The 17,174-nt window shown below is 60.4% G+C and carries 19 protein-coding genes; 14 read left to right on the top strand and 5 right to left on the bottom strand.

Annotated features, from left to right (window positions below; genetic code table 11):
- Positions 1 to 42 precede the first annotated feature (42 nt).
- Complete coding sequence (locus ACZZ0G_RS18440; protein WP_463557067.1) at positions 43 to 507, top strand: CopD family protein; 465 nt, start codon at positions 43 to 45, stop codon at positions 505 to 507.
- Positions 508 to 715: 208 nt separating this feature from the next.
- On the opposite strand, the gene ACZZ0G_RS18435 is transcribed toward ACZZ0G_RS18440, so the two are convergent.
- The 4 genes from ACZZ0G_RS18435 to ACZZ0G_RS18420 form a co-directional block, all read right to left on the bottom strand.
- A complete protein-coding gene (locus ACZZ0G_RS18435) occupies positions 716 to 1,474 on the bottom strand; it encodes a collagen-like protein (RefSeq protein ID WP_463557066.1) in 759 nt (252 codons plus the stop codon).
- Positions 1,467 to 1,748, bottom strand: coding sequence for a DUF1145 domain-containing protein (locus ACZZ0G_RS18430; RefSeq protein ID WP_463557065.1), 282 nt, complete (start codon positions 1,746 to 1,748; stop codon positions 1,467 to 1,469). Before ACZZ0G_RS18430 ends, ACZZ0G_RS18435 begins: the two co-directional genes overlap by 8 nt.
- A gap of 163 nt (positions 1,749 to 1,911) precedes the next feature.
- On the bottom strand, positions 1,912 to 2,634 hold the full coding sequence (locus ACZZ0G_RS18425; RefSeq protein ID WP_463557064.1) for an OmpA family protein: 723 nt from the start codon (positions 2,632 to 2,634) through the stop codon (positions 1,912 to 1,914).
- 91 nt (positions 2,635 to 2,725) lie between these two features.
- A complete protein-coding gene (locus tag ACZZ0G_RS18420; protein ID WP_007918596.1) occupies positions 2,726 to 3,421 on the bottom strand; it encodes a PA1041 family peptidoglycan-binding anchor lipoprotein in 696 nt (231 codons plus the stop codon).
- A gap of 199 nt (positions 3,422 to 3,620) precedes the next feature.
- On the opposite strand from ACZZ0G_RS18420, the gene ACZZ0G_RS18415 reads away from it, so the two are divergent.
- The 4 genes from ACZZ0G_RS18415 to ACZZ0G_RS18400 are packed head-to-tail and all read left to right on the top strand — an operon-like array spanning position 3,621 to position 5,343.
- Positions 3,621 to 4,118: a DUF6231 family protein gene (locus ACZZ0G_RS18415; RefSeq protein WP_463557063.1), complete on the top strand. Its 498-nt coding sequence runs from the start codon at positions 3,621 to 3,623 to the stop codon at positions 4,116 to 4,118.
- 4 nt (positions 4,119 to 4,122) lie between these two features.
- Positions 4,123 to 4,599: a YchJ family protein gene (locus ACZZ0G_RS18410; protein ID WP_463557062.1), complete on the top strand. Its 477-nt coding sequence runs from the start codon at positions 4,123 to 4,125 to the stop codon at positions 4,597 to 4,599.
- Between the two features lie 43 nt (positions 4,600 to 4,642).
- Positions 4,643 to 5,137: an LEA/WHy family protein gene (locus ACZZ0G_RS18405; protein WP_463557061.1), complete on the top strand. Its 495-nt coding sequence runs from the start codon at positions 4,643 to 4,645 to the stop codon at positions 5,135 to 5,137.
- A complete protein-coding gene (locus tag ACZZ0G_RS18400) occupies positions 5,134 to 5,343 on the top strand; it encodes an SEC-C metal-binding domain-containing protein (protein ID WP_008083915.1) in 210 nt (69 codons plus the stop codon). Before ACZZ0G_RS18405 ends, ACZZ0G_RS18400 begins: the two co-directional genes overlap by 4 nt.
- A gap of 155 nt (positions 5,344 to 5,498) precedes the next feature.
- Here the strand turns inward: ACZZ0G_RS18400 and ACZZ0G_RS18395 are convergent, their stop codons facing one another.
- Positions 5,499 to 6,056, bottom strand: a complete 558-nt coding sequence (locus tag ACZZ0G_RS18395; protein ID WP_463557060.1) for a cysteine hydrolase family protein — start codon at positions 6,054 to 6,056, stop codon at positions 5,499 to 5,501.
- Between the two features lie 146 nt (positions 6,057 to 6,202).
- Here ACZZ0G_RS18395 and ACZZ0G_RS18390 point away from each other — a divergent pair, with 146 nt between their 5' ends.
- The 9 genes from ACZZ0G_RS18390 to ACZZ0G_RS18350 all read left to right on the top strand — a co-directional run bounded on the left by ACZZ0G_RS18390 (position 6,203) and on the right by ACZZ0G_RS18350 (position 17,118).
- Entirely contained in the window at positions 6,203 to 6,847 is a 645-nt protein-coding gene (locus ACZZ0G_RS18390) for a glutathione binding-like protein (RefSeq protein WP_463557059.1), read from the top strand.
- A gap of 225 nt (positions 6,848 to 7,072) precedes the next feature.
- Positions 7,073 to 9,523 carry a penicillin acylase family protein gene (locus ACZZ0G_RS18385; RefSeq protein WP_463557058.1) on the top strand — a complete coding sequence of 817 codons (2,451 nt, stop codon included), beginning with the start codon at positions 7,073 to 7,075 and terminating at the stop codon, positions 9,521 to 9,523.
- A gap of 366 nt (positions 9,524 to 9,889) precedes the next feature.
- Positions 9,890 to 10,924 (top strand): ligase-associated DNA damage response exonuclease, encoded by a 1,035-nt coding sequence (locus tag ACZZ0G_RS18380; RefSeq protein ID WP_463557057.1) that lies wholly within the window; start codon positions 9,890 to 9,892, stop codon positions 10,922 to 10,924.
- Positions 10,921 to 12,609: an ATP-dependent DNA ligase gene (locus ACZZ0G_RS18375; RefSeq protein ID WP_463557056.1), complete on the top strand. Its 1,689-nt coding sequence runs from the start codon at positions 10,921 to 10,923 to the stop codon at positions 12,607 to 12,609. Before ACZZ0G_RS18380 ends, ACZZ0G_RS18375 begins: the two co-directional genes overlap by 4 nt.
- A gap of 325 nt (positions 12,610 to 12,934) precedes the next feature.
- Positions 12,935 to 13,717, top strand: coding sequence for a transporter substrate-binding domain-containing protein (locus tag ACZZ0G_RS18370; protein ID WP_150651376.1), 783 nt, complete (start codon positions 12,935 to 12,937; stop codon positions 13,715 to 13,717).
- Between the two features lie 56 nt (positions 13,718 to 13,773).
- Positions 13,774 to 14,502 (top strand): ABC transporter permease, encoded by a 729-nt coding sequence (locus ACZZ0G_RS18365; protein ID WP_463557055.1) that lies wholly within the window; start codon positions 13,774 to 13,776, stop codon positions 14,500 to 14,502.
- Positions 14,499 to 15,209, top strand: a complete 711-nt coding sequence (locus ACZZ0G_RS18360; protein ID WP_007918610.1) for an ABC transporter permease — start codon at positions 14,499 to 14,501, stop codon at positions 15,207 to 15,209. The genes ACZZ0G_RS18365 and ACZZ0G_RS18360 overlap by 4 nt, the downstream gene beginning before the upstream one ends.
- A gap of 12 nt (positions 15,210 to 15,221) precedes the next feature.
- On the top strand, positions 15,222 to 16,340 hold the full coding sequence (locus ACZZ0G_RS18355) for a succinylglutamate desuccinylase/aspartoacylase family protein (protein WP_463557054.1): 1,119 nt from the start codon (positions 15,222 to 15,224) through the stop codon (positions 16,338 to 16,340).
- 13 nt (positions 16,341 to 16,353) lie between these two features.
- Positions 16,354 to 17,118, top strand: a complete 765-nt coding sequence (locus tag ACZZ0G_RS18350; protein ID WP_180699748.1) for an ABC transporter ATP-binding protein — start codon at positions 16,354 to 16,356, stop codon at positions 17,116 to 17,118.
- Positions 17,119 to 17,174: the final 56 nt, after the last annotated feature.

Below are 17,174 nucleotides of genomic sequence, written 5' to 3'. Positions count from 1 at the left end.
TCATACCCCGCGAATCGATCCTGCGCAGAACGGAGTAACCCAATGACACTTTTTAGCCTCGTTTACCCCCTGCATGTCCTGTCCGCCCTGGTCTGGGTCGGCGGCATGTTTTTCGCCTGGATGATCCTGCGCCCGGCGGCTGTGAAGGCCCTCGACGGCCCTGCCCGGCTGACCTTGTGGGTGGAAGTGTTTCAAGGTTTTTTCCGCTGGGTCTGGGTCGCGGTGATCCTGTTGCCGATCAGCGGCGTGGGCATGTTGCATCTGCAGCAGGTCGGCTTTGAGACTGCGCCGAAATATGTGCAGGTGATGATCGGGTTGTACGTGGTGATGACGGCGCTGTTTATCCGCATTCAGGGGCTGATGCTGCCGGAATTGCGTACGGCGGTGGACGCTAAGGACTGGCCGGCGGGTGCAGCGGTGCTGGGGCGGATTCGCAGGGTGGTGGGGATTAATCTGATTGTAGGGTTGGTGCTGGTGGCGATCGCGGCGGCTCGGCCGATGCTCTGAAAATCAAAAGCCCCTCACCCTAACCCTCTCCCAGAGGGAGAGGGGACTGAATGGGGGATATTGAAGAGATACGCCGACTTGAAAGATTGGCTTTGAATCCATAATCGACTCGGTTTTGCAGGTCGATGGATAGCGTGAGTCAGCTCGGTCGGCCCCCTCTCCCTCCGGGAGAGGGCTGGGCAGGCGGCGTTCCGATGAGGGTCTGCTCTTACAGGCGCTGCACAGTCACAGCCCCCGCCGCCCCCACCGGCCCAGGCTGTCCATCAGCCCCGGCCTTGCCATTCTTGCCGCCATCGGCGCGATACACCAGGCAACCCTTGGACTGGCCGCCCTTCCCTGCTTTGCCGCCAACACCTGCCGGACCACCGTTGCCACCCGCCACGTTGACCTTGATCAGCTCCGCCGGAAACTCGCGTGGCACTTCCAGCCGCACCAGCGCACCGGGTGCGCCGGGTTGGCCGTCGCTGCCGTTGCTCCCATCAAAACCGTGCCCGGCCGAGCCATACGTGCAGCCCGGGTCTTCACCGTTACCACCGTCGAGGCCGACAAAACCCGGCGCACCAGTGCCGCCACGGGCATCGACCAGCAGTTGCGGCGCGCTCAATGCCTTGAATTGCAGATTCAGATTACGCCCTGCACGTGCAGCCTTTTCGTAAGTCCCCGGCGCCCCGCGCGCGGTGATCTGGCTGCCTTCGCTGAGTTCGGCGCGCGCCACTTTCAGCTCCAGCGCCTGTTCAGCCGGAACGATCGCAATGCGCGCTTCATGACCCAAACGCAATTCGCCCACCGTCAGTTCGGTCACGTTGGCAGGAATCAGCAAGGTGCCGTAATCAGCCACGTCCAGACGTTCGAGCTGCAAGGTGCTGGTGGTATTGGGCAAACGCATCAGGGAATTGGTTTCGACGCTGACCACTTGGGCACACGCCAAAGGACTGATGAATGCAGCGAACAGGCAAAGTTTACGCATGGGAAGAAGCCTCCGGAGCGGCCGGGGCCGGGATGGATTGCAAGTGGAATACGCCGAACAGCAGGATGCGGCCACGATCACGCCAGGGGTGCGGACGGCCTTTGAGGCTGCGATTGCACAGCAGTACTTCGAGCACATGGATCAGCAACAACAGAGCGCCGGCCAGATTGACCAGCAGATGCAGCGGATGTACGAACGGTACCAGTTGATTGACCAGCACCACGCAGCAGAACAGCAGGGTCAGCAAACGCCCCAGCCCCCAGAACACTTTCATACGCTCCCCCGTGTTGCGAATTATTCTTTGGGCGCACAGTAACGGCTTCTGCGGGGGATAAGCCAGAGGGGTAAATGAAAAAACTTCCATCGCCTGCCAAATGGCTGCCGAAACGACGCTCATCGTCGCCCGGCAGCTCTAGCCTGCGCCCTACAGACGCGTCCTAACGATTGATGTGCAACTCCACGCGCCGGTTTTGCGCGCGGCCTTCATCGGTGGCGTTATCGGCGACCGGCTCACTTTCGCCGCGACCTTCGCTGGTGAGTTTGTTCGGCGCCAGGCCTTGGCTCAGCAGATACGCGGCGACACTGCTCGCACGCCGTTCCGACAACGCCTGGTTATACGCATCCGAACCTTTGCTGTCGGTGTGACCGATGACCTTGATGCTCACCACGTCGGCATTGCGCAGCTTGTCCATCAGCGTATCGAGCTGGGCCTTCGCCGCCGGGGTCAGGTCGGACTTGTCGAAATCGAACAGCACGTTGCCGGCATCGCTGAGGGTGATGACCTCGGTTTGCGGTGCAGGCTCCGGCACTTTTTCCGTGACCGGGTACTGCGGCAGTGGGCAACCACGGTGATCGACCGGGGTATTTTCCGGGGTGTCAGGGCAACGGTCGCGGCGGTCGAACACGCCGTCGCTGTCCTCATCGCCGTCCTGGGCATAACAAATCAGTCCGCCGGTAAGAATCCCCAGCGCTGCGCCGCCACCGGCCCAGCCAGCGCTTTCGATAGCGCCAAGGCCGCCACCGACCAGTCCGCCGATAACGCTGCAGATCGGCCACGTACGTTGATTGAGGGGTGCAGTGCCATCGCTGTGGGTGGCGCAACCGGTGAGCAAACTGCCTAGCAGCAGCACCGGCAAGACGGACCTTGAGAAAACAGTCATTGTGAAAGCTCCTGTGTCACCGGCCCATACCGGTTACACAGGAGTAAAGACCCGCATCCGCGACTGCACAAGCCGCGGATGCGAGAGGGACTTAACGCTGGATTTTGATTTCGGTACGACGGTTTTGCGCACGACCGTCAGCCGTTTTGTTGTCGGCCACAGGCTGGCTTTCACCCAGACCGGACACCGAAACGAAGCTGGCGCGCGGCACACCTTGTTGAATCAGGTAGTCCACCACCGAGTGAGCACGACGATCCGACAGTTTTTTGTTGTAGGCATCGCTGCCCACGCTGTCGGTATGACCGGTTACGGTCAGTTGTGCAGTTGAGGATTCCTGTTTCAGGCGCGTGGCGACCTTGTCGAGTACTTGCTTGTCAGGGCCGGTCAGCGTGGCTTTGTCGAACTGGAAGTGCACATCACGGATAACAATGGTTTCTTCCTTGACCACTACAGCTTCTTCGACCACGGGTGCAGGCGCTGGTGGAGGGCAACCGTCAGCGTCGACCTGTACGCCTTTAGGCGTGCCCGGGCACTTGTCGCGACTGTCCGGCACACCATCGCCGTCTTCGTCGCCATCACCGTGTACCCAGCAATAGGCCGCTGCCGTGCCACCGACCAGCAACGCACCGTAGCCGGCCCATGCCGAACTTTCGGTTGCGCCGAGACCGGCACCGACGACACCACCGACCGCCGCACAGGTCGGCCAGTCGGTTTTCTGCAAACCTGCGCAACCAGTCAACACACTGGTTAGCAGAATCAAAGGTAATGCTGTCCGAACTATGCTCATCTGGTTTTCTCCTGAGGGATCGGCTTAGAACCGATTCAGGGAGTAAAGACCGGAGTTTTAATCTCCGCCAGCAATAGGCCACCGCAGTTTGCGACCGTGTTCACAGGACTTTGGCGCTTTTGCCGCAAAGCCACGAGACAGGGCGCTAGGCTCCGATGAAGGAGCGCGCTAGTCTTGGCGGTCTGATTGAGGAGCTTCGATGAACGTCGCCATTTCTTCCCGTACGCCGCAACAGGCGTTGGCCGCTTTGCTGGATCGATATGCTCCGGCGCGCTTGCTGTTGATCGGTGCCAGTGAGTTTCCGGCATTGAGCGCCTTTAAAGAGGCGCATCCGGATACGAGCGTCGCCCACGCCGCGCCCGGCGCCTTGCCTGCCGAACTGGCGGCGCAGCGTTTCGATCTGGCGCTGGTGGTCGACTGCCTGGAACATTTGCCCAAGCGTGATGGCCTGAATCTGTTGGGCGGGATTCGTAATCTCAACGCCAGCCGCATCGCCGTGCTGGCGGACCTGTCGGCCAGCGGCTGGCAGGAAACCGATTTCTATTCACTGGCGCTGCAGGCCAGTGAACGTTTTCAACGCGACGATCAAGTACTGACCCTGTTCACCTACGATCTGCTTGACTACAAACAAGTCCCCGACTGGCTCAACTCACGGTTCTGGGCCAATCCGGAAAACTTCGGGAAATACTGGTGGTAATGCAATGAGTACAGCCATTTGCCCGTGCGGCAGCGGCAATCTGCTGGATGCCTGCTGCGGCCACTATCACGACGGCCATCCGGCGCCGTGCGCCGAAGCCTTGATGCGTTCGCGCTACAGCGCCTATGTACTGGGGCTGGTCGATTACCTGGTGACGACCACCCTGCCCGCCCAGCAAGCGGGACTGGATCGCCAGTCGATCAGCAACTGGAGCGCGCAGAGCACCTGGCTCGGCCTCGATGTCGAAAGCTCGGAAGTCTTCGGTGGCCAGCCGGAACACGCCTTCGTCACCTTCACTGCACGCTGGCACGATGATCAGGGTGAGCACAGCCACCGCGAGCGTTCCTCGTTCGTGCAGAACGCCGGGCGCTGGTATTTCATCGACCCGACCGTGCAGTTGAAGTTGGGGCGCAATGACAGTTGCCCGTGCGCCAGCGGACAGAAGTTCAAGAAGTGCTGTGCGGGGTATTTCGGCGCTTAGAGGGCGAGGCGACTAGACTGGGGGCCAAAGGGAGTTCTACTCGATGCTCAGTCAATGGCGCACATTCCAGGTTTTCACCCTGATGCTGATCCTGAACCTCGGCGGCTGCGCGTCGTGGTTCAGCGGCGACAGCGTCGACCCCGCCGTGCATCTGGTGAAAGTCGAAGTGGTGCGCGCCAAACTGCTCGAGCAGAAATTCATCCTGCACTTTCGCATAGACAACCCCAACGACAGCGACCTGACCGTGCGCGGCCTCGAATACCGCATTCATCTGGCCGACATGCTGCTGGCCGAAGGCGAGCATGAACACTGGTTCACTGTCGGGCCCAAGCGCAGTGCCTACTTCAAGGTGCCGATCCGTACCAACCTGTGGCCAAAGGTAAAAGACGTGGTGAAAATGCTGAAAAATCCGAACCAGCAGATTCCCTATCGTTTGCAGGGCGAAATGGAAACCGGTTTATTCATCGCTCACTACGTGCACCTTGAGCGCAATGGCGTGATAATCCCCGCCGATTTAATTCCGGAGCAACACCGATGACCCAGCAACCTCATGTCCATGGCCCTGACTGCAACCACGATCATGATCATGACCATCATCACGATCATGACCACGGCCACGTTCACGGCCCGAACTGCGGCCACGCCCACCAGGAACCGGTGCGCAACGCCTTGAAAGACGTCGGCCGCAACGACCCTTGCCCTTGCGGCAATGGCAAGAAATTCAAGAAGTGCCACGGGGCGTGATGCCCGGGGCGGACAGTCGTTTCGCCTGACAGACCGCTTTCGCGAGCAGGCTCGCTCCCACATTTGATCTGCGCCGGTCATGGCTTTTGTGCCCACCGCGATCCTTGTGGGAGCGAGCCTGCTCGCGAAGGGGCCGGCACATACGGTGAAGTTTTTCAGCCGGTCTTCAAAATCTGTGCAGAACTGACCACCGTCGCATACTCCCCGTGCAAATTCCCCAGCGACATCCCGTGTACCTCTTCAGCCGTACGCAACGTGCCGAAATAGTCGGCCTTGTCGAAGGTGAAACAGGCATCCTCCGCCACCCACGCATCGAACCCCAGATTCCCCGCCGTGCGCGCCGTCGACTCAACCGAGTTGTTGGTCGCCACGCCAACGATGATCAACTGCCCGATCCCCGCCTCACGCAATCGCACCTCCAGCCCGGTGGCACAAAACGCATCCGGCACCTGCTTCTGAATCAGCCATTCGCCATCCTGCGGCAAAAACCTCTCCTGAAACTCCACCCCTGCCTGCTCCGGCCAAAACACCGAATCCGGTTCACGCGACAGATGTTGCACATGAATCACCGGCCATGCGCTATGCCGCCACAGCCCCAGCAGATCAAGGATTCGCGCTTCCGCCTGAGGATTATTCCTGCGTCCCAAACGCGGCTGCAGGATGCCTTTTTGCTGGTCGATGATGATCAGTGCAGCGTTGGCCTGAAGCTCCATGGCGATTTTTCTCACGCGGGGTCATTGAATTCTGCGCAGTTCAGCATCACCTGTTCTTGTTAAGCAAGCTATCGAACGCACACGGGACGACCTGACGCCGGCGTTTGCTGTCCGCACGCAAGTCCACTTCAGTTTTGGAGTTTTCCATGATCGACCTGTATTACTGGACCACCCCCAACGGCCACAAGATTTCCCTGTTCCTCGAAGAAGCCGGCCTGCCGTACAACGTGCACCCGATCAACATCAGTCAGGGTGAGCAGTTTCAGCCGCACTTTCTGAAGATCGCCCCGAACAACCGCATCCCGGCGATCGTCGATCATGAACCGGCCGATGGCGGCGAGCCGTTGTCGCTGTTCGAATCCGGGGCGATTCTTTTGTACCTGGCGGAAAAAACCGGGAAGTTTCTGCCCAAAGACCTGCGCGGTCGGCAAACGGCGCCGCAATGGTTGTTCTGGCAGATGGGCGGATTGGGTCCGATGGCCGGGCAGAACCATCATTTCAGCCAGTTCGCACCGGAAAAAATCCCCTATGCGATCAAGCGCTACATTGATGAGACGGCGCGGTTGTATGGCGTATTGAACAAACAACTGGCCGATAACGAATTCGTCGCCGGCAGCGAATACAGCATTGCCGACATGGCGATTTATCCGTGGATCGTCTCGCACAAGTGGCAAAGCCAGAATCTTGAAGACTTCCCGCATGTGCTGCGCTGGTTCAACCACATCAAGGATCGCCCGGCGACGGTGAAGGCCTACGCGTTGGTGCAGAAAATCAATCCACCCAAATCCTGAACCGCCCTGATTCTGATCGTTCCCACGCTCTGCGTGGGAATGCAGCCCGGGACGCTCTGCGTCCTTTCAGGGCCGATCGCGGAGCATCCGTTGAGGCATTCCTTTGCTGCGCGTTGGAACGATCGTCGAGAACTGAAGAAATAACTCTGTCGCCCGCTTGCGCGGCCACCTCCTGCTCACTAACGTAGCGCCTTTACTGACGCTACCCCCCGCAGGAGCTTTGCCATGGCCTCGCCAGCCCTCACACATTTTCTTCCCCGGTTCGGCGTTGCCGCAGCAGTGGCCGGTGTTTTGGGCCTGTCCGGTTGCCAGACCTGGAACGCCCAGGACACCCTCCCACCGACCTCCGGCGTGCAACCGCTCAAGGGTCTGGCGCAGAACGTGTCGGTACGTCGCAATGCCATGGGCATGCCGCTGATCGAAAGCAACACCTTCCATGACGCGCTGTTCAGCCTCGGTTACGTGCACGCCAGTGACCGCATCAATCAGATGGTCACTTTGCGCCTGTTGGCTCAGGGCCGTCTGGCGGAAATGTCCGGTGCGTCGCTGCTCGACGCCGACCGCTACATGCGTGCGGTCAATCTGAAGAAAAGCGCCGCCGAGCTTTATAAAGCCTCGTCGCCACGCCTCAAGCGCTTTTTCGAAGTCTATGCGCGGGGCGTCAACGCCTACCTGTTCCGCTACGCTGACAAGCTGCCAGGCGACCTCGCCTCCAGCGGTTACAAACCGGAATACTGGAAGCCGGAAGATTCGGCGCTGATTTTCGCCCTGCTGAATTTCAGCCAGTCGGCCAACCTGCCGGAAGAAATTTCCTCGCTGGTGCTCGCGCAAACCGTGACCAGCGACAAACTCGCCTGGCTGACGCCGTCCGCACCTGACGAGAACCTGCCACTGGCCGAGGCCGACAAACTGCAAGGCCTCAAGCTCAACGGGCAGATCCCGGGACTGACCGAGCTGAGCAATGCCAGCCAGCAACTGTCGGCGCTGAATCTGCTGGGCACCACGTCTTCGAACAACTGGGCAATAGCCCCGCAACGCAGTCGCAGCGGCAAAAGCCTGCTGGCCAGCGACGCCCATGGCCCGCTCGCCGCGCCGTCGCTGTGGAGCTTTGTGCAGATTCGCGCACCGAAATATCAAGCCGCCGGCGTTACCGTGGCCGGTCTGCCGCTGGTCCTCGGTGGCTTCAACGGCAAAGTCGCGTGGAGCACCACCAGCGTGCTCGGCGACAATCAGGATCTGTTCCTGGAAAAAATCCGTCGCCAGGGCAGCAGCCTGACCTATGAGGTCAATGGCAAATGGCAGCCGCTGGGCGTGCGCAACGAAACCTACTTCGTCAAAGGCCAGCGACCGATTCGCGAAGCCGTGTACGAAACCCGCCACGGCGCATTAGTCAACAGCGCTCAAGCGGCGGCTCAAGGCAACGGTTTTGGCCTGGCCTTGCAGACGCCAAGTTTCACCGACGACAAGTCGCTGGATGCGTTTTTTGACCTGACCCGTGCGCAAACCGTCGAGCGCGCCTCGGACGCCAGCCGCGAAATCCGCGCCATCGCCCTGAATCTGGTATTCGCCGATGCGAGCAATATCGGCTGGCAAGTCACCGGGCGTTTCCCTAACCGTCGCGAAGGCGAAGGCTTGTTGCCGTCGCCGGGCTGGGAGGGGCGTTACGACTGGGATGGCTACGCCGACCCGATGCTGCACCCCTACGATCAAGACCCGGCGCAAGGCTGGCTCGGCACCGCCAACCAGCGCGTGATTCCACACGGTTACGGCATGCAACTGTCGAACTCCTGGGCGGCGCCGGAACGCGGCGAACGTCTGGCGGAACTGGCCGGCAGCGGCAAACACGACAGCCGCAGCGTGATCGCCATGCAGTACGACCAGACCACCACTTTCGCCGCCAAGCTGAAGAAAGTCTTTGAGGCGCCGGGCATGAAGCAGCCGCTGAAACAGGCGATCGACGCCCTGCCGGAAGCGGATCGCAGCAAGGCCCGCGAGGCGTTCACGCGGTTGATGGCATTCGACGGCAAGCTCAGCCCGACCTCGGCGGATGCGGCGATCTATGAGTTGTTCCTGCAGGAAAGCATGAAGCAGATTTTCCTCGACGAGCTCGGCCCGGAATCGAGCCCGGCGTGGAAGGCGTTTATCGCCAATGGTGATTTGTCCTACGCAGCGCAGGCCGACCATTTGTTGGGACGTGAAGACAGTCCGTTCTGGGATGACATTCGCACGCCGCAGAAAGAGGATAAGGCGCAGATTCTCGCCCGGAGCTTCGCAGCGGCGATCAGCGCGGGCGACAGTCAGTTGGGCGGCGACCATCGCGCCTGGCAGTGGGGCAAGTTGCACAGCTATACCTGGAAGAACAGCAATAGCCAGACCGTGCGCGGGCCACTGGCGGCGGGCGGTGATCACACGACGCTGAACACCTCGGCGTTCGCTTGGGGTCAGGACTTCACCACCACACGTGCGCCGTCGATGCGTTTCATCGTCGACTTTGGCCAGGCTGAGCCGTTGATGGGGCAGAACGGTACGGGGCAGTCGGGTAATCCGGTGAGTCCGAATTACCTGAACGGCATCGATGCGTGGCTGAAAGGGCAATACATCGGTTTGCCGATGCAGCCGCAGAACTTTGACCGGGTTTACGGCAAGACCCGCCTGACTCTTACTCCTGGCAAATAAGCTGAACGTCAAAAGCCCCTCAACCTAACCCTCTCCCAAAGGGAGAGGGGACTGATTGGGGGTGGCTGAAGTTTCTCGCCGACCTGAACGTGCGGCGCCGAATCCGGAGTTAACTCGGTTTGTGTAGTACCGAATCCAGAGTCAGCGCGTTTCGTGTGGTCACCCAATCCAGAATCAACTGGGTTCGTGCTGTGCCGAATCCATAATCGACTCGGTTTCTCAGGTCGATGGATAGCGCCAGACACCTCGGTCGACCCCCTCTCCCTCCGGGAGAGGGCTGGGGTGAGGGTTGCCCTTCAAAGTCGATAGAACTTCCGGACACGCGCCAACCTCATAGCTAACAAGCCCCCCATTTCTGGTAACGACATGGACCTTGTTATCGCCCGCCCCGAGGGTTTGTACTGCCCTGCGGGAGATTTCTACATTGATCCGTGGCGCCCCGTCGAGCGCTCGGTCATTACCCATGCCCACGGTGATCACGCCCGCACCGGCAATCAGCATTACCTCGCCAGCAGCGCCAGCGAAGGGATTTTGCGCGCGCGACTGGGGCAGGACATCAACCTGCAAACCCTGGCCTACGGTCAGCGCCTGACGCACCACGGTGTCACCTTGAGTTTTCATCCTGCCGGTCACGTGCTCGGCTCGGCGCAGGTACGTCTGGAATACGGCGGCGAAGTCTGGGTCGCTTCCGGTGACTACAAGATCGAACCCGACGGCACCTGCGCCCCGTTCGAGCCGGTGCGCTGTCACACCTTCATCACCGAATCGACCTTTGGCCTGCCAATCTACCGCTGGCAGCCGCAGGCGCAGGTGTTCGCCGAAATCAATCAGTGGTGGGCAGCAAACATCGCCGCCGGCAAAGCCAGCGTGTTGTTCTGCTACTCGTTCGGCAAGGCTCAGCGAATTCTCCACGGCATCGACGAAAGCCTCGGCCCGATCCTCAGCCACGGTGCGGTCGAGCCGCTTAACCGGGTCTATCGCGAGGCCGGCGTGTATTTGCCACCGACGATCTACGCCGGTGACGTGAAAAAAAGCGACCCGATCATGCGCCAGGCTCTGGTCATCGCCCCGCCTTCAGCCGGAGGCAGTACCTGGATGCGCCGATTTGGCGAGTTCAGCGATGCGTTTGCCAGCGGCTGGATGCGTTTGCGCGGCACCCGACGGCGGCGCGGCGTCGATCGCGGTTTCGTCCTTTCCGATCACGCCGACTGGCCCGGTCTGTTGTGGGCCATCGAACAGACCGGCGCGGAACGGGTGATGGTCACCCATGGTGCGATCGGCGTGCTCGTGCGGCATCTGCGTGAAAAAGGCCTGGATGCCCAGGGTTTCAATACCGAATACGGCGATGACGAAGAAGAAAGCCTCGCCACCGAACCGACCATCGCCGAGATGCCCGCATGAAAGCATTCGCCGAGCTGTACGCCGAACTCGACGCGACCACGTCAAGCAACGCCAAACTGGCGGCGATGCAGGCCTACTTCGCCCAGGCCGAACCGCATGACGCCGCTTGGGCGGTGTACTTTCTCTCCGGTGGCCGGCCCCGGCAACTGGTGCCGGTGAGAATCCTGCGCGAACTCGCCGTCGAGGTCTCCGGGCTGGAACCATGGTTGTTCGAGGAAAGCTATCAAGCGGTCGGCGACTTGGCGGAAACCATTTCCCTGGTGCTCGCGGAAAACCCGCACAGCTCCGAGGCCGGTCTTGCCGAATGGATCGAAGACAAGCTGCTGCCGCTGCGCGGTGAAACCCCGCAATACCTGGCCCGACAACTCCCTGCCCTATGGGCGCAACTGGATCGATCGAGCCTGATGCTGTGCATCAAATTGATCACCGGCAGTTTCCGCGTCGGCGTCTCGAAATTGCTGGTTACCCGCGCCTTGGCGTCGATGGCCGGGCTGGACAGCAAGCGCGTGGCGCAACGATTGGTCGGTTACACCGATCTGTCGAACCGGCCGAGCGCGGCCAGCTACCTGAAACTGATTGCCCCTGAATCCAGCGATGAACATGCCCAGCGCGGTGGTCAGCCCTACCCGTTTTTCCTCGCCCACGCCTTGTCGCAACCGGTGGAAGAATTTGAGGCACTGATCGGCCCGGCCAGCGATTGGCAGATTGAATGGAAATGGGATGGCATCCGCGCACAAGTGGTCAAGCGTGAAGGCCGGCTGTGGATCTGGTCACGGGGCGAGGAACTGGTGACCGAGCGTTTTCCCGAACTGGATGTACTGGTGCACGGTTTGCCCGATGGCACGGTGATCGACGGCGAAATCGTCGTATGGAAAAGCACGCATCCGAGCACCGAAGACGCTTTCGATCCGCAATCGACCGAACCTCCGGCGGTACAACCTTTCGCCCTGCTGCAACAACGCATCGGCCGCAAAACCCTCGACAAGAAAATCCTCGAAGAGGTGCCGGTGGTGGTGCTCGCCTATGACTTGCTCGAATGGCAGGGCGAAGACTGGCGCAACCAGCCGCAGGCCAAACGCCGCGCGCAACTGGAAGAGGTTATCGCCCGCTGCAACAGCCCGGTATTACTGCCCTCACCGGTGCTGACCGGCAGCGACTGGTTCGACCTCGCCCGCCAGCGCGAGTCCTCGCGGCGGCTGGGCGTTGAAGGGATGATGCTCAAGGCGCGGGATTCGCTGTACGGGGTTGGCCGCACCAAGGACATGGGCGTGTGGTGGAAGTGGAAAGTCGACCCGTTCAGTGTCGATGCCGTGTTGATTTACGCGCAGCGCGGTCACGGTCGCCGGGCCAGTCTGTACAGCGATTACACCTTTGCCGTGTGGGACGGCCCGCCCGAGTCCAGCCAACGCGCGCTGGTGCCGTTTGCCAAGGCGTATTCGGGGCTGACCGACGAGGAAATGCGTCAGGTCGACAGCATTGTGCGCAAGACCACCGTGGAGAAATTCGGCCCGGTGAGCAGTGTGAAGCCGAGCCTGGTGTTTGAGCTGGGATTCGAAGGTATTGCCCTGTCGCGGCGCCACAAGAGCGGAATTGCCGTGCGTTTTCCCCGGATGCTGCGCTGGCGTCAGGACAAAACCGTGGATGAGGCGGATAGCCTTGCCACACTGCAGGATCTTCTCGCCTGACCCCTTTTCCAGGGACATTGATCGTTCCCACGCTCCGCGTGGGAATGCCTCAACGGACGCTCCGCGTTCGGCTCTGGATGGGACGCGGAGCGTCCCGGGCTGCATTCCCACGCAGAGCGTGGGAACGATCAGCCCTAAATCAGTGCAAGCTATTTTCAGTGCCCGTTTGCGGGCACTGATTCGCTCACCCAATCGCTGCGTCAACCTTTTAAAACACTTGTTCGGGACTCTGGTTCGGAAATTGCTACTTTCTATAGGTCGTACGCGTTCCAGTAACAATAATTCTGCGCCACAAGCGCTCATATTGGTTCTTAGGGATTGAATAATGAAAAAAGCATTGCTGACCCTTTCTGCACTGGCGTTGTGCATGGCCGCTGGCTCCGCGCTGGCCAAGGAATACAAAGAGCTGCGCTTTGGCGTTGACCCTTCGTATGCACCGTTCGAGTCGAAAGCGGCCGACGGCAGCCTGGTGGGCTTCGACATCGACCTGGGCAACGCGATCTGCGCCGAACTGAAGGTCAAGTGCAAGTGGGTCGAAAGTGATTTCGACGGCATGATTCCGGGCCTCAAGGCCAATAAATTCGACGGTGTGATCTCGTCGATGACCGTGACCCCGGCCCGCGAGAAAGTCATCGACTTCTCCAGCGAGCTGTTCTCCGGCCCGACTGCCTACGTATCGAAAAAAGGCTCCGGCATTACCGCCGATGTCGCTTCGCTGAAGGGTAAAACCGTCGGCTACGAGCAGGGCACCATTCAGGAAGCCTACGCCAAAGCCGTGCTGGACAAGGCCGGCGTGAAAACCCAGGCCTATCAGAACCAGGATCAGGTGTACTCCGACCTGACCTCCGGCCGTCTCGACGCCGGTATCCAGGACATGCTGCAAGCGGAACTGGGCTTTTTGAAGTCGCCACAGGGCGCCGACTATGACGTCAGCAAGCCAGTCGACAGCGAATTGCTGCCAGCCAAAACCGCTGTCGGTATTAAGAAAGGTAACACTGAGCTGAAAGCGCTTTTAGATAAAGGTATCAAAGCGTTACACGATGACGGCAAATACGCCGAGATTCAAAAGAAACACTTTGGCGATCTGAATCTGTACAGCGGCAAATAATGCCCCGGCGCCCATCCTCGATGGGCGCCTTTTCCATCCGCTCAGGTTGCTGATTTATGTTCGAAAACCTCTTACAAAATCTGGGGCTCGCTGCCTTCAGCCTCAAGGGTTTTGGCCCTTTGCTGTTGCAAGGCACCTGGATGACCATCAAATTATCGGCGTTGTCGCTGCTGGTGGCCGTGTTGCTTGGCCTGCTCGGCGCCAGTGCCAAACTGTCGAAAGTCAAACTGGTGCGCTTGCCCGCCCAGCTCTACACCACGCTGATTCGCGGCGTGCCGGACCTGGTGCTGATGCTGCTGATCTTCTACAGCCTGCAAACCTGGCTGACGTCACTGACCGACTACATGGAATGGGAATACATCGAGATCGACCCGTTCAGCGCCGGGGTGCTGACCCTCGGTTTCATTTATGGCGCGTACTTCACCGAAACCTTCCGTGGCGCGATCCTCGCGGTACCGCGCGGTCAGGTCGAAGCCGCCACCGCGTATGGCCTCAAACGCGGCCAGCGCTTTCGCTTTGTGGTGTTCCCGCAAATGATGCGTTTCGCCCTGCCGGGCATTGGTAACAACTGGATGGTGATGCTCAAGGCCACCGCGCTGGTGTCGATCATCGGTCTGGCCGATCTGGTCAAAGCCGCGCAAGACGCCGGTAAAAGCACCTATCAACTGTTCTACTTCCTGGTCCTTGCCGCATTGATTTACCTGCTGATCACCAGTGCTTCGAACTTCATCCTGCGCTGGCTCGAACGCCGCTACGCCGCCGGTGCCCGGGAGGCCGTACGATGATCGAACTTCTGCAGGAATACTGGCGCGCTTTCCTTTATACCGACGGCCAGAACATCACCGGGCTGGCGATGACGATGTGGCTGCTCAGCGCCTCGATCTTCTTCGGGTTCCTGGTGTCGATCCCGCTGTCGATCGCACGGGTGTCGCCGCACTTCTACATTCGCTGGCCGGTGCAGTTCTACACGTATCTGTTCCGTGGCACGCCGTTGTATATCCAGTTGCTGATCTGCTACACCGGCATCTACAGCCTCGCCGCCGTGCGGGCGCAACCGTTGCTCGACAGCTTCTTTCGCGACGCGATGAACTGCACGATCCTCGCCTTCGCCCTCAACACCTGCGCTTACACCACGGAGATTTTCGCCGGGGCGATCCGCAGCATGAACCACGGCGAAGTCGAAGCGGCCAAGGCTTATGGGCTGACCGGCTGGAAGCTGTATGCCTACGTGATCATGCCATCGGCGCTGCGCCGTTCGTTGCCGTATTACAGCAACGAAGTGATCCTAATGCTGCACTCGACCACCGTGGCCTTCACCGCGACCATTCCCGACATCCTGAAAGTTGCACGGGACGCCAACTCGGCGACCTTCCTGACCTTTCAGTCGTTCGGCATCGCCGCGCTGATCTACCTGACCATTACCTTTGCGCTGGTCGGCCTGTTCCGCCTTGCCGAACGCCGATGGCTGGCCTTCCTCGGGCCGACTCACTAGGACACCTTTGCAATGCGCCACCAGATACATGACTTGCTGGCCCCGCTGCCGGGGACTGCACGACAGATCCACAGCTTTCACTTCGGCCCGGAACAGGCCAAAGGCAAGGTTTACATCCAGTCCTCACTGCATGCCGACGAATTACCCGGCATGCTCGTCGCCTGGCACCTCAAGCAGCGTCTGGCCGAGCTGGAAGCCGCCGGCCGCCTGCGCAGCCAAATCGTATTGGTGCCGGTGGCCAACCCGGTCGGCCTTGAACAAGTGCTGATGGACGTGCCGCTGGGCCGCTACGAACTGGAGAGCGGGCAGAACTTCAACCGCTGGTTCGTCGACCTCAGCGAAGAAATCGGCAATGCCATCGAAGGCAAGCTGAGCGATGACCCGCAACACAACCTTGAACTGATCCGCAGCCACCTGCGCGCCGCCCTCGCCCGCCAGACTGCCACCACGCAACTGCAATCCCAGCGCCTGACCCTGCAACGGCTGGCCTGCGACGCCGACATGGTGTTGGACTTGCACTGTGATTTCGAATCGGTGGTGCACCTCTACACCACGCCGGAAGCGTGGCCGCAGGTCGAACCGCTAGCGCGCTACATCGAAGCCCAGGCGAGTTTGCTGGCCACCGACTCCGGCGGCCAATCGTTCGACGAATGCTTCACGCTGCTGTGGTGGCAATTGAAGGAACGCTTCGGCGAACACTTCGAGATTCCACTCGGCAGCTTCTCGGTGACCGTCGAGTTGCGCGGTCAGGGTGACGTCAATCATCCAATGGCCAGCCGCGACTGCCAGGCGCTGATCGATTATCTGATCCAGTCCGATGCGATCGTCGGCGAGACCAAACCGCAGCCGCCATTGCCCTGTCCCGCTACGCCACTGGCGGGCGTGGAACCGGTAACCACGCCAGTCGGCGGTCTGCTGGTGTACACGGCGGTGGCCGGCCAATACCTGGAAGCCGGGCAACAGATCGCCGAAATCATCGACCCGATCCACGACCGGATCACCCCCATTCACTGCACCGCCGCCGGCCTGCTGTACGCCCGCTCGCTGCGCCGCATGGCCACTGCCGGCATGGTCATCGCCCACGTCGCGGGCGCTGAAGCCTACCGCAGCGGCTACCTACTTTCGCCTTGAGGATGTCTGTCCCATGTACAAACTGACCGTTGAAGGCCTGCATAAAAGCTATGGCGACCATCAGGTGCTCAAAGGCGTTTCGCTCAAGGCCAGGACCGGCGATGTGATCAGCCTGATCGGCGCCAGCGGCTCGGGCAAAAGCACCTTTTTGCGCTGCATCAACTTTCTCGAACAACCCAACGACGGCGCCATGAGCCTCGATGGCCAAGCAATTCGCATGGTCACCGATCGCCACGGTATGCACGTCGCCGACGCCGATGAGCTGCAGCGTTTGCGCACGCGGCTGGCGATGGTGTTCCAGCACTTCAACCTGTGGAGCCACATGACCGTGCTGGAAAACATCACCATGGCCCCGCGCCGGGTGCTGGGTTGCAGCAAGCAGGAAGCCGATGATCGCGCGCGGCGTTATCTGGATAAGGTTGGTTTGCCAGCACGGGTGGCCGATCAATATCCGGCGTTTCTTTCTGGCGGCCAGCAGCAGCGCGTGGCGATTGCCCGGGCGCTGGCGATGGAGCCGGAGGTGATGCTGTTTGATGAGCCGACGTCGGCGCTCGACCCGGAATTGGTGGGTGAAGTGTTGAAGGTGATTCAAGGGCTGGCCGAGGAAGGCCGGACCATGATCATGGTGACCCATGAGATGAGCTTCGCTCGTAAGGTCTCCAGCCAAGTACTGTTTCTGCACCAAGGCTTGGTGGAAGAAGAGGGTGCGCCCGAAGAAGTGCTCGGCAATCCGAAGAGCGAACGTCTCAAGCAATTCCTCAGCGGCAACCTGAAATAACGCCGTACACCGTCCTCTGTGGGAGCGAGCCTGCTCGCGAAAGCGGTGTGTCAGTT

Source organism: Pseudomonas sp. AC169, assembly GCF_979258515.1.
The sequence above is the reverse complement of the archived record's forward strand: the minus strand, read 5'-3'. Positions and strand labels throughout refer to the sequence as shown.

Bases quoted from the DNA above. Each gene is read 5' to 3' on its own strand.
- ACZZ0G_RS18350 (WP_180699748.1), top strand. From the start codon at position 16,354: ATGTACAAACTGACCGTTGAAGGCCTGCATAAAAGCTATGGCGACCAT.
- ACZZ0G_RS18425 (WP_463557064.1), bottom strand. From the start codon at position 2,634: ATGACTGTTTTCTCAAGGTCCGTCTTGCCGGTGCTGCTGCTAGGCAGT.
- ACZZ0G_RS18385 (WP_463557058.1), top strand. From the start codon at position 7,073: ATGGCCTCGCCAGCCCTCACACATTTTCTTCCCCGGTTCGGCGTTGCC.
- ACZZ0G_RS18415 (WP_463557063.1), top strand. From the start codon at position 3,621: ATGAACGTCGCCATTTCTTCCCGTACGCCGCAACAGGCGTTGGCCGCT.
- ACZZ0G_RS18360 (WP_007918610.1), top strand. From the start codon at position 14,499: ATGATCGAACTTCTGCAGGAATACTGGCGCGCTTTCCTTTATACCGAC.
- ACZZ0G_RS18365 (WP_463557055.1), top strand. From the start codon at position 13,774: ATGTTCGAAAACCTCTTACAAAATCTGGGGCTCGCTGCCTTCAGCCTC.
- ACZZ0G_RS18430 (WP_463557065.1), bottom strand. From the start codon at position 1,748: ATGAAAGTGTTCTGGGGGCTGGGGCGTTTGCTGACCCTGCTGTTCTGC.
- ACZZ0G_RS18400 (WP_008083915.1), top strand. From the start codon at position 5,134: ATGACCCAGCAACCTCATGTCCATGGCCCTGACTGCAACCACGATCAT.
- ACZZ0G_RS18355 (WP_463557054.1), top strand. From the start codon at position 15,222: ATGCGCCACCAGATACATGACTTGCTGGCCCCGCTGCCGGGGACTGCA.
- ACZZ0G_RS18420 (WP_007918596.1), bottom strand. From the start codon at position 3,421: ATGAGCATAGTTCGGACAGCATTACCTTTGATTCTGCTAACCAGTGTG.
- ACZZ0G_RS18405 (WP_463557061.1), top strand. From the start codon at position 4,643: ATGCTCAGTCAATGGCGCACATTCCAGGTTTTCACCCTGATGCTGATC.
- ACZZ0G_RS18435 (WP_463557066.1), bottom strand. From the start codon at position 1,474: ATGCGTAAACTTTGCCTGTTCGCTGCATTCATCAGTCCTTTGGCGTGT.
- ACZZ0G_RS18440 (WP_463557067.1), top strand. From the start codon at position 43: ATGACACTTTTTAGCCTCGTTTACCCCCTGCATGTCCTGTCCGCCCTG.
- ACZZ0G_RS18370 (WP_150651376.1), top strand. From the start codon at position 12,935: ATGAAAAAAGCATTGCTGACCCTTTCTGCACTGGCGTTGTGCATGGCC.
- ACZZ0G_RS18395 (WP_463557060.1), bottom strand. From the start codon at position 6,056: ATGGAGCTTCAGGCCAACGCTGCACTGATCATCATCGACCAGCAAAAA.
- ACZZ0G_RS18410 (WP_463557062.1), top strand. From the start codon at position 4,123: ATGAGTACAGCCATTTGCCCGTGCGGCAGCGGCAATCTGCTGGATGCC.
- ACZZ0G_RS18375 (WP_463557056.1), top strand. From the start codon at position 10,921: ATGAAAGCATTCGCCGAGCTGTACGCCGAACTCGACGCGACCACGTCA.
- ACZZ0G_RS18390 (WP_463557059.1), top strand. From the start codon at position 6,203: ATGATCGACCTGTATTACTGGACCACCCCCAACGGCCACAAGATTTCC.
- ACZZ0G_RS18380 (WP_463557057.1), top strand. From the start codon at position 9,890: ATGGACCTTGTTATCGCCCGCCCCGAGGGTTTGTACTGCCCTGCGGGA.